Origin of the sequence: uncultured Methanobrevibacter sp., from assembly GCF_902774605.1 — an archaeon.
Taxonomy (GTDB): domain Archaea; phylum Methanobacteriota; class Methanobacteria; order Methanobacteriales; family Methanobacteriaceae; genus Methanocatella.
Genome location: NZ_CACYJE010000065.1, coordinates 1 through 9,639 on the forward strand (window position 1 = coordinate 1; position 9,639 = coordinate 9,639).

The 9,639-nt window shown below is 38.2% G+C and carries 13 protein-coding genes; 7 read left to right on the forward strand and 6 right to left on the reverse strand.

Going from position 1 to position 9,639, the window contains the following annotated elements; genetic code table 11:
* Together QZU77_RS09575 and QZU77_RS09580 are read right to left on the reverse strand one after the other, a co-directional pair.
* Positions 1–1,206: HD domain-containing protein (locus QZU77_RS09575; RefSeq protein WP_295603514.1), on the reverse strand; the 1,206-nt coding region annotated here is incomplete at its 3' end.
* 6 nt (positions 1,207–1,212) lie between these two features.
* Positions 1,213–1,530 carry a hypothetical protein gene (locus QZU77_RS09580; protein WP_295603516.1) on the reverse strand — a complete coding sequence of 106 codons (318 nt, stop codon included), beginning with the start codon at positions 1,528–1,530 and terminating at the stop codon, positions 1,213–1,215.
* A gap of 239 nt (positions 1,531–1,769) precedes the next feature.
* On the opposite strand from QZU77_RS09580, the gene QZU77_RS09585 reads away from it, so the two are divergent.
* Positions 1,770–2,987, forward strand: coding sequence for an ammonium transporter (locus QZU77_RS09585; RefSeq protein WP_295603518.1), 1,218 nt, complete (start codon positions 1,770–1,772; stop codon positions 2,985–2,987).
* Between the two features lie 11 nt (positions 2,988–2,998).
* Positions 2,999–3,337: a P-II family nitrogen regulator gene (locus QZU77_RS09590; RefSeq protein WP_295603520.1), complete on the forward strand. Its 339-nt coding sequence runs from the start codon at positions 2,999–3,001 to the stop codon at positions 3,335–3,337.
* Positions 3,338–3,406: 69 nt separating this feature from the next.
* Here the strand turns inward: QZU77_RS09590 and QZU77_RS09595 are convergent, their stop codons facing one another.
* The 3 genes from QZU77_RS09595 to QZU77_RS09605 form a co-directional block, all read right to left on the reverse strand.
* On the reverse strand, positions 3,407–4,009 hold the full coding sequence (locus tag QZU77_RS09595) for a S24 family peptidase (RefSeq protein ID WP_295603522.1): 603 nt from the start codon (positions 4,007–4,009) through the stop codon (positions 3,407–3,409).
* Positions 4,010–4,015: 6 nt separating this feature from the next.
* The gene (gene aroD, locus QZU77_RS09600) at positions 4,016–4,693 is read right to left on the reverse strand and encodes a type I 3-dehydroquinate dehydratase (protein WP_295603524.1); all 678 of its coding nucleotides are present in this window, start codon (positions 4,691–4,693) and stop codon (positions 4,016–4,018) included.
* A gap of 421 nt (positions 4,694–5,114) precedes the next feature.
* The gene (locus tag QZU77_RS09605) at positions 5,115–5,354 is read right to left on the reverse strand and encodes a hypothetical protein (RefSeq protein WP_295603526.1); all 240 of its coding nucleotides are present in this window, start codon (positions 5,352–5,354) and stop codon (positions 5,115–5,117) included.
* Here QZU77_RS09605 and QZU77_RS10865 point away from each other — a divergent pair.
* The 5 genes from QZU77_RS10865 (at position 5,345) to QZU77_RS09630 (ending at position 8,833) form a co-directional block, all read left to right on the forward strand.
* The gene (locus QZU77_RS10865) at positions 5,345–5,737 is read left to right on the forward strand and encodes a type II CAAX prenyl endopeptidase Rce1 family protein (protein WP_366208874.1); all 393 of its coding nucleotides are present in this window, start codon (positions 5,345–5,347) and stop codon (positions 5,735–5,737) included. The two genes, QZU77_RS09605 and QZU77_RS10865, sit on opposite strands and share 10 nt — an antisense overlap.
* Positions 5,738–5,824: 87 nt before the next feature.
* Positions 5,825–6,550 carry a hypothetical protein gene (locus tag QZU77_RS09615; RefSeq protein ID WP_295603530.1) on the forward strand — a complete coding sequence of 242 codons (726 nt, stop codon included), beginning with the start codon at positions 5,825–5,827 and terminating at the stop codon, positions 6,548–6,550.
* 10 nt (positions 6,551–6,560) lie between these two features.
* On the forward strand, positions 6,561–7,424 hold the full coding sequence (gene sucD, locus QZU77_RS09620; protein WP_295603533.1) for a succinate--CoA ligase subunit alpha: 864 nt from the start codon (positions 6,561–6,563) through the stop codon (positions 7,422–7,424).
* Positions 7,425–8,627 carry a hydroxymethylglutaryl-CoA reductase (NADPH) gene (gene hmgA, locus QZU77_RS09625; protein WP_295603535.1) on the forward strand — a complete coding sequence of 401 codons (1,203 nt, stop codon included), beginning with the start codon at positions 7,425–7,427 and terminating at the stop codon, positions 8,625–8,627. It abuts the gene before it with no gap.
* Between the two features lie 2 nt (positions 8,628–8,629).
* The gene (locus QZU77_RS09630) at positions 8,630–8,833 is read left to right on the forward strand and encodes a hypothetical protein (RefSeq protein ID WP_295603537.1); all 204 of its coding nucleotides are present in this window, start codon (positions 8,630–8,632) and stop codon (positions 8,831–8,833) included.
* Between the two features lie 196 nt (positions 8,834–9,029).
* Here QZU77_RS09630 and QZU77_RS09635 read toward each other — a convergent pair.
* The coding region (locus QZU77_RS09635; RefSeq protein ID WP_295603539.1) for a transposase at positions 9,030–9,639 on the reverse strand (610 nt) is incomplete at its 5' end.

Consider the following 9,639-nt stretch of genomic DNA (forward strand, 5'->3'; position numbering starts at 1 on the left):
ATAATGTATTCCATGGAACTTTTCCCGGTCTATTTCGGGCAGGTCCAGGTAGTTTTCCAGTTTCAGTTTTTGGAATTTGGACTTTTCATCTTCCGGAACATAAACGCTGATGTCTGGTATGTTGAATCTTGCCTTGCTCAATGCTCCGATGATGTTTGATATCTCTGTCAATGGGTATAGTTTGCCGTCCACGTTCACTTGGGTTTTCATCTCGTCAAAGCGAGGGTATTCCGCAATGTTGATGAATACATAATCCTTATTCAAACCGTAATCCTCAGCTATTTCCTCTTCGGCTTTCCTAAGCTCTTTGGATTCTATCTTATACATTTTCTCAGGCATCTTGAAGTTATCCAGCCTGATTGTCTTGACTCTTTTCGGGATGATCCTGTTGTCGAGCCTAGACATTATGTCGCTTACGTACTCGTTGTCGGAGTGGCGGAATGTTGCGATTATGTCTGAGTCATCGTACTTGTAGATGTCATTTTCGTTTATTGTTCCGTCATCAATGGTTCGTTTCAATGCTCTTCTAAACATTGAATTGACGATACGGGTGGTGTGGTGCTGGTAGACGCTCGGGTACATGAAATACCTGGACACCAGTGCCCCTTCAGCTGCCTGAACGCCCTTGATGTCAAGAATCAGTTCGTCTTCCAGTTTCATGTTGGATATGATTCTTTCATAATCGATCTTGCCGTAGGTGACTCCTGTGTTATGGGAGTCCCTTAAAAGGTAATCCATCCTGTCAACGTCAAGCTCGCCTGAAACGATAGGGCCAAGGTCTCCTTTTCCGTTGACTATGTCGACGATTTCATTGACGTCGAACTTCTCTTCCAGCAAGTCTCGCATTGATGTTTTTGTGACGACGTATTTGGTTAATTCCTCATGAGGAAATGACAGCACTCCTTCGGATACGTGGGAGAATGGGCCGTGGCCGATGTCATGGAGCAATCCGGATGCCCTTATCAATTCAATTTCGTCACTTGTTAATCCTAATTCCTCTGCGAGCTTGGATCCGAGGTTCATTGTTCCGACACAATGCTCGAATCTGGTATGGGTTGCGCCGGGATAGATTAAGCTGATCAATCCCAGTTGCTTTATTCTTCTTAAGCGCTGGAATTGCGGCATGTCCATTATCCTGACTTCAAATTCATTTAAACGAATATCTCCGTAGACACTGTCTCTGATAAATTTCTTTTTATCACTCATTTTTCATCAGCCTTCTTCATATTCATCGTAAGTGGTTTCCCATTCATCATCTTCGTAAGTATCGTTCCAATCCGTGTCATTATCATCTGTTGTTGTTTCTACTGTTATATTGGTTGTGTTTGTTGTGTTAGTGGTATTTTTCGGTTTTATTGTTGGCACATAATTGATTTCATCAGGTTCAAAGGAGTCATCCTCCAAGGCAATCAGCTTGTAGGAGTCATGATCCTCATGTATTGTCAAGCTTGCGAACGCTGAACTGACGCAGAATGCGGCAACCGCCACTATTAGAAATATTATTAAATTCGCTTTGACAGACCCTTTCATAATAACACGTTTAAAGTTTATACTATTATTATCTTTTTTAAAAGATAGTATTTAATGGTTTGTTTAAAATTAAGGTTTTTTAGTATTTTTTTTAATTTATTATCTAATTTTTTTTACAGTCGTGCAAAAGGTTTATATATGATGATATACTATCATTATATATCGGAAGTATACTTCCGACATATCATTTCCGACTAAGTTTGGGAGGATAAACAAATTAATATATTGAGTTAGATAAAATGGTTATGTTCAATTCAGGCGACACTGCATGGATACTCGTATGTACTTTACTGGTATTACTAATGAGCATTCCTGCAGTCGCATTTTTCTATGGAGGATTAAGCAAACGCAAAAACGTATTAAATACAATATTCCTAACTTTCATAGCATTTTCAATAATCAGTGTAATATGGGTCATATTCGGTTATCAGTTTGCATTTGGAAGTGACATAAACGGATTAATTGGTTCACCAACCAATTTCTTCCTGCAAGGGATAGGATTAGATGACTTAAACGGCACAATACCGACACTACTATTCGTAATGTTTCAATGTGCATTCGCAGGCCTGACCTGTGCAATCATGTCCGGAGCACTGGTTGGAAGAATGAAAACCAAGGCATGGGTAATCTTTGCACCATTATGGGCATGCCTTGTATACGTCCCCATTGCTCACTGGGTATGGGGAGGAGGATGGCTGATGCAGATGGGAGCACTGGACTTCGCAGGAGGAGCAGTGGTTCACATCAACTCAGGTATCTCCGCACTTGCAGTGGCATTAGTGCTTGGAAAAAGAAAAGACACTTCACTGATACCGCACAATTTAGGCTATGCCGTGCTCGGTGCAGCACTGTTATGGTTCGGATGGATGGGATTCAACGGAGGGTCCGGCCTTGCAGCAGATGGGCTTGCCGCCAATGCAATCATAGTCTCAAACGTTGCAGCTGCAACTGGACTGATCGTTTGGACAATAATAGACACATTCCTGGTGGGAAAGCCAACAGTATTGGGTGCAATATCCGGTGCAGTTGCAGGTCTGGTGGGAATCACTCCCGCAGCAGGATTCGTAGATGTTCCAGGAGCATTAATAATAGGAGCAGTAGCTCCAATAGTATCATACTTTGCCATATACTACCTAAAACCAAAACTAGGATACGACGATGCCTTGGATGTATGGGGCATACACGGAATGTCAGGAGTATGGGGAGCAATAGCCACAGGAATATTCGCAGTCCCATCAATAGGAGGAGTGGCAGGATTACTATACGGAAACCCTGGACAAGTGGGAATCCAGATAATCAGCGTAATCGCAACCATAATATACTCCTTCACAGTAAGTTATATATTGGCTAAGATATTAGACAAGGCTATGAATGGTATAAGAGTGGATGAGCGTGAGGAAGTAGGTGGACTTGACTCCAATCTTCACAAGGAATCCGCATACAATTTTAATTCATAAAGGATGAGATCATGAAACGTATTGTAGCAATCATAAGACAGGAAAAATTCGAGGACGTTAAAAAAGAGCTGATGGAAGTGGGCTGTGAAGGAATGACAGTCTCTGAGGTGAAAGGAAGAGGAATCCAACAGGGAATAAAAGAATCCTACAGGGGATCAAGCTACTGCATAGACCTGATTCCGAAAACACGAATAGAAGTGGTGGTGAAGGATGAGGGATTGGATTTGCTTGTTGACGCAATCAAAAGAGGCGCCTACACCGGAAACATTGGGGATGGAAAAATATTCATTCAGCCTGTAGAAAACGTAATAAGAATAAGGACCGGAGAGGAAGGTGATAGGGCAGTTTAACTAACTTATTTTTATATCTCCCTTTTTTTGGAAAAATGGTGCCATTTAAGGCATTGTTTTTCCCAATCTTCAATAATCAATGACCACACCATTAACATCAGAAATGTCAACCCATGTGGTTATTCCCTTGATTTCATACAGCTCACCATTGATGAATTCATAGGCAATGTTCTTGTTGTCGCTGACCAGATGAATGGAATCTCCCTGGATATTGTCAACCCTTTTTATGACCCCTCCATACTCATCGGATTCGGCAACTACAATATCACCCACATGGACATCATGTGTCTTGTTGACAAGAACGGTCTGGCCATCTTTTAATGTCGGAAGCATGGATGTTCCATCCACATGGACAAGAACAGGTATCTGGTCAGTGCCGATGCTTGAATCGATTGTTATTTCAGCATCATCAATGCCATACTCCATGCATAATTTTTCAATGCCGCTTCTCAATGTCGTGATGTTTGAAGTGGTGTCATTCATCACGTTCAAGGTCAAGTCGCAAACCTCCTCATTGAACAGGCCAATATCAACATTAGACATGCTATGGGTCTCGACAGTTATGTTTTCACCGTCATTGAAGACATGAACAGTATTATTGTCTAGCATGAAAAAAGCAAGAAAAACAAGTATGATAATTATTATTAAAGCTAAAAGAATCTTTTTAGCCATATGGAATCACTCATCCATGATGTTCAAATCCATATTGAGCAATGCCTTCATTGTTTCAATATCTATCTGACCCGGAGCAGTGACGTCAGTGCCTGCTGCAAATGTGATTGGTGAGTTGAATTTTGAAGCCATAACTCGAGTGTAGCTTCCAAGATCACCCATTGAAATGGCAATAGTGTCTTCGCAGTGTGAAAGGACTGCTAAAATGGTTAAGGTGTCCTCCAGGTCCTGTGGCATGAAAGCGACCTTGGCAATGTCTCCGAGTTCATGCTCCTTATCAACAATATACATTATCTCATTCAAATCAGGAGTCTTTTCAAAGTCATGATAGGAAATGATGGATTTAGCATTAGTGTTTTGGATTAGTTCGATGTATTCATCCTTTGTTTGAAGCTCAATGTCAACGAAATCAACAATATCGCTGCATTGATATAAGATGTTTACGCGTTGCTCCTCGAAACCCTTAAATGAACCTCCTTCTGAGGAAATTCTGTTGGTGGCAATCATTGGAAAGTCAATCTCCTTTATGGTGTCCCTGATTTCACCAATGTCATGATTTTTAAGGGCATCAATTCTGAACTCCAAAATGTCAGCGCCCTTGTCGATACAATCATTCGCTACTTTGATTACATCTTCGCATGTCTCTTGAAAAATGGGAATTGCAATCTTTGTTTGTGAATACATTATATAGATTATTTAATCAATGTCATTAATTAAATTTTCTAGAAAAAATATGTTCAATTAAAATGTAAACTAAATTTGATATTTGATATGATGTATAGATTTTCTCTATATTTCTTATACAATTTTTAAATTTATTTTTTTATAGTTATGATTATATATAATAATTCATAATAATTAATTAATGGCTAATTATCATGGGGAGTCTTAATGCAAACTTCAATGGATATTTTTAGAAAAATAAGTGTAAATGAGTTAATAATATTAATATTCTGGCATTAATTGTATCGCAGATTATCGGATTGTTGTTCAACAGTTCAGCAGTATTGTTTTTTGTGGAAAATATTATATTCATTCTGTTTTTCATTGTTAAATTCAGAAATCATGACTTCAGCAGTGAGTTGAATGAGTTATTAACTTTTAATCATGTAAAAGAGATAATACTAATTTCTATTTCACTGCTTTTTGTCACTTGGGGCATAAGCATAATGTATTTATACTCGGGTATTAATGAATATCTATATATTACGGGCTTAAATAATCTATATCTATTATATTTCATGAATTTAGATTTTTCAACTATTCCTAATTTTCCAACTGGAATATTTGCATTCGACTTTCCGGATTTTCTTGGTGAAGCATTATCTTTTCTAAATGCATTCATACTTATTGATATTTCAGAAGAAATGTTCTACACTGGTGCCATTTACTAAGCTATGCGTTAAATTAGGTATTAAAACAGCAATTCTTTTAACTTCTTTAATTTTTGTAATATTGTCTGGAAGAAGTTTCGGATTATTGTTGGGTTTATTTATATGCTCCTGCGTGTTAATTATCTCGTATACTAAAACTAAAAATATTTTAACACCAATTTCAATATCCATATTGTTCAATTTATTTAATGAACTTAGAATATGTACTAATATATACTATTTAAATGTGTACACTACTTTCGGCATTTTCATTATTCTTTTAGCAGTTATTTCAACTGCATATCTGATTAAATATTATAAGAAAAATAAGGATGAAATCAATGATTTCCTCTAAAACCTTATTAATAATTAAAAACATAATATATACCAATAAAATTCAAAGATTTTATTTATTTATTAATTAATTGTACAAGGTGTTAATTTGAAGATTACAGCTATAGGAGCAGATATATCCAAAAATGATGTATCATGCAGTTCTAAGCTAGTAGAAACTATAGAAAAAAACCTTCAAACCGTGAAAGACTTGGGAGCAAAAGATGTTGCCTTAACAAATGTGACAGGTGATGATGTAGTAATCAGTGCATTTGTAGAGGATGATTTGCTTGAAAAAGTCAATGAAGGCATTGTTAATGTTTTAAAAATGAGTGCAGAAAACCTGGGGGACGTGTCTGGAATCGCCGATAATCCTGAAGATGCCGGTGAGGGAGTTTCATATGCCGAAGCAAATATCAGACCGGACAGATTTCCTGATGCAATTGTTTTAGGTTTCGATACATATGGAGGTGAGCCATTCGTGGCGGATGTTGCAAACTCAGCAATTCAGGCGGCACGTGGAATGAGCAACTGCACAGATGTATCAGATTTGATTGAGCCAAAGACTAGAAAGATACCTGGTGTTGGTTATGTGTCACCGGAAACCGATGATCCTGTTGTTGTTGCAACCATTGAAAATATAGAATCAGTAGGAGTGGTTGCAGGAGCAATGATTGGGGCTGCACTTGGTAATAAGAATGTTTATTTGGTTAAAAGAGGAACAACCTGTAATGTATTGCCTGGCAGTGTAATATTTTCAGCCACTGCATTCATGAACGGAAACGTAATAGATTTGGCTGTTCCATTTGAAAATAAAACCAGGATATTAAGATAGGAGGATAAGTATGATTTTATTAAATGAAGATACAAAATGTCTAGTTCAGGGAATAACCGGAAAGCAAGGTTCATTCCACACAGAACAAATGTTAAAATATAATACTAACATCGTAGCAGGCTTGACACCTGGAAAAGGAGGTCAAAAATTCCTAGACCAAGTACCAATCTTCAATTCAATGGAAGAAGCCGTTGAAGAAGTTGATGTGAATGCATCCATCATATTCGTGCCTGCAAGATTTGCAAAAGACGCAGCCTTTGAGGCAATCAGACACTTGGACCTTGTTGTAATCATCTCAGAACACATTCCAGTCCATGACAGCATGAAAATCATGGCATATGCAAAGCAGATGGGAACAACAATCATCGGACCGAACACTCCAGGAATCATCTCACCGGGAGTGGGAAAGCTCGGAATCATGCCGACACATATTTTCGCTGAAGGAAACGTTGGAGTGATATCAAGAAGCGGAACCCTAACCTATGAGATTGCAAGCGAATTGACCAACGCAGGAATAGGTCAAAGTACAGCAGTGGGTATCGGCGGGGACCCAGTAACCGGTGACAATTACGTTGACATTCTTAAAAGATTCGAGAAGGATGAGCAAACCGATGCAGTTGTCTTAATCGGTGAGATTGGAGGAACCGCTGAGGAAAGGGCTGGAAAATACATTCAAGAGGAAATGACCAAGCCAGTAGTGTCATATATTGCAGGAAGAACCGCACCACCGGGCAAAAGAATGGGTCACGCAGGAGCAATCATCCAAGGATCCTCCGGAACAGTTGCAAGTAAAACCAAGGCCTTGAACGAAGCTGGTGTGGAAGTGGCTAAAAAACCATCTGAAATCGTAGATTTGCTTAAAAAGGTAATGTAGATGTCAAACCAGGAAATTATTGATAAATTATTAAACGGCGAAATGAAACTTTATCAGGTTGATAATGAAGTGGACGCGAAAACAGCAACAGATATACGAAGGGAATTCCTAGAACAGAAATACGACCTGGAATTGTCCAATATCTCAAACTACACTCTTGACATGGAAAGAGCCTCTGCCCGTAATATTGAAAACTCAATTGGAGTGTTGCAATTGCCGATGGGCATTGCCGGACCAATGAAGATAAACGGCGAATACTGTCAAAGGGAAGTGTATGTTCCCCTTGCAACCTCCGAGGGTGCATTGGTGGCTTCTATCAACCGTGGAGCATCAACAATAACAGCTTCCGGAGGAGTCAATGCAAGAGTGGTGTCAGACATAATGACACGTGCACCGGCTATCAAATGCGAAGGCATCGCTGACGCTTTAAAAATCAAGCAATGGTTTATTGATAATTTCGATGAATTGAAAGAATTGGCTGAAAGCACAACATCTCACGGCAAGCTAATAAAAATAGATCCTATCTTAATAGTTGGAAGCTATGTCTATCCAAGGTTCGTTTTCTCAACAGGAGACAGCATGGGAATGAATATGGTGACAATAGCTTCTGAAAAAATCCTAGATAAACTGGCAGAGGAAACCACAGCAACCCATATAGCATTAAGCGGAAACGTATGTGTAGATAAAAAGCCTGCAGCCATCAATATTGTTGAAGGAAGAGGAAAAAGCGTGGTTGCAGACATATTAATCCCAGAGGATATAGTTGAGAAGAAACTCAAGACAACCGCAGATGCAATTGTGGAAGTGAACACTGCCAAAAACCTCATAGGTTCAGCTGCAAGTGGATCAATGGCATATAATGCACATTACGCCAATATGGTTGCAGCCATATTTCTGGCAACCGGCCAGGATGCGGCGCATGTGGTTGAAGGATCACTTGGAATAACCACTGCCGAAAACAGGGATGGCGACTTGTACTTCTCAGTGAATCTGCCTGACCTTCCGGTTGCAACCGTTGGAGGGGGAACAAGTTTGGAAGTGGCTCATGAAGGGTTGAACATACTTGGAGTGGCCGGTTCAAATCATGCTCGTGAATTTGCAGAGATTGTTGCCGCAACCGTTCTTGCTGGTGAATTGTCACTTGTAGGGGCATTGGCTGCAGGACACCTTGCAAGGGCTCATCAGGAACTTGGAAGAGGATAGAAATGGATGATTTCATCGATTCATTATATCCGGAAATCACTCTTGAAACAGATGATATCCTAATGAGCATCTCTGTTAAGAAGGATTATTCTCAAATCAAGGATTTGGATAAAAGAAAACAGGAATTCATCAATGATTTGCATGAGTTCATCAATGAATTTAGCGAGACTCAGGAATCTCGTGAATTCATGGCTTTTTTTGATTAGTGATGACGACTCCCAATCATGGGAGCTCATGGCTTTTTTTAATTTGTAATATTTATTTTACTTTTACAGTATTTTTTCAATATACTTATATTTTATTAAGTTTATAAATACATATATAGGAATTTCTTGAATAAGGTATAAAAATTAGAAATATTTTTTATACAATGTAATAAATTTCTTTAGGGGCCTGAATTTTTCAGTTTTCTGAAAGTTGTTGTATGGCGGTTTTTGAGTAAAATCCTTGCGATATAATTAGTGCTCCTAAAAATACATTTAAATATACGGTTTTTGCTACTGATTTTGGTGTGTATTTGTGTATTTGTCTTAAATTCAATCCTTGTTTGAGTAATTTGAAAAAGTCTTCTATTTTTCCTCTGATCGGTTTGAATTTTTCCCAATTGTCTAGTCTTTTAAATAATTCGTGTTTTAAATTGTTGTAGAATTGTTTTTTAGCCAATACTTTCTTTGTTTTCTTAAATAATTGTAATGGATAGGATAATTGGTCGTTTAGTTTTGTTCTTTTGAAATTTTCTTTTGGAAAAATGAAAGGAACGATTTTATATTTGATAATTCCTAATTGGTAATTTTGATAACTGTAATATCCTTTGTCAAAGATTAATATGTCTCCTTTTTGGATAATACGTCTTTTTTGCAGTGTTTCCATAATTTCCTCAAAAAGTTTAGAATCATTGGGTGCTCCAGAATGTATTAAAATTGAAACAGGATTCATACTATCGTAATCTAGAACAACAGTGGCTTTAAATCCAATATAAAATCCTTTGGAGGATGAATAACTCCATTTTAAA

Bases quoted from the DNA above. Each gene is read 5' to 3' on its own strand.
- QZU77_RS09580 (WP_295603516.1), bottom strand. From the start codon at position 1,530: ATGAAAGGGTCTGTCAAAGCGAATTTAATAATATTTCTAATAGTGGCG.
- QZU77_RS09585 (WP_295603518.1), top strand. From the start codon at position 1,770: ATGGTTATGTTCAATTCAGGCGACACTGCATGGATACTCGTATGTACT.
- QZU77_RS09590 (WP_295603520.1), top strand. From the start codon at position 2,999: ATGAAACGTATTGTAGCAATCATAAGACAGGAAAAATTCGAGGACGTT.
- QZU77_RS09595 (WP_295603522.1), bottom strand. From the start codon at position 4,009: ATGGCTAAAAAGATTCTTTTAGCTTTAATAATAATTATCATACTTGTT.
- aroD (WP_295603524.1), bottom strand. From the start codon at position 4,693: ATGTATTCACAAACAAAGATTGCAATTCCCATTTTTCAAGAGACATGC.
- QZU77_RS10865 (WP_366208874.1), top strand. From the start codon at position 5,345: ATGCATTCATACTTATTGATATTTCAGAAGAAATGTTCTACACTGGTG.
- QZU77_RS09605 (WP_295603526.1), bottom strand. From the start codon at position 5,354: ATGAATGCATTTAGAAAAGATAATGCTTCACCAAGAAAATCCGGAAAG.
- sucD (WP_295603533.1), top strand. From the start codon at position 6,561: ATGATTTTATTAAATGAAGATACAAAATGTCTAGTTCAGGGAATAACC.
- hmgA (WP_295603535.1), top strand. From the start codon at position 7,425: ATGTCAAACCAGGAAATTATTGATAAATTATTAAACGGCGAAATGAAA.
- QZU77_RS09630 (WP_295603537.1), top strand. From the start codon at position 8,630: ATGGATGATTTCATCGATTCATTATATCCGGAAATCACTCTTGAAACA.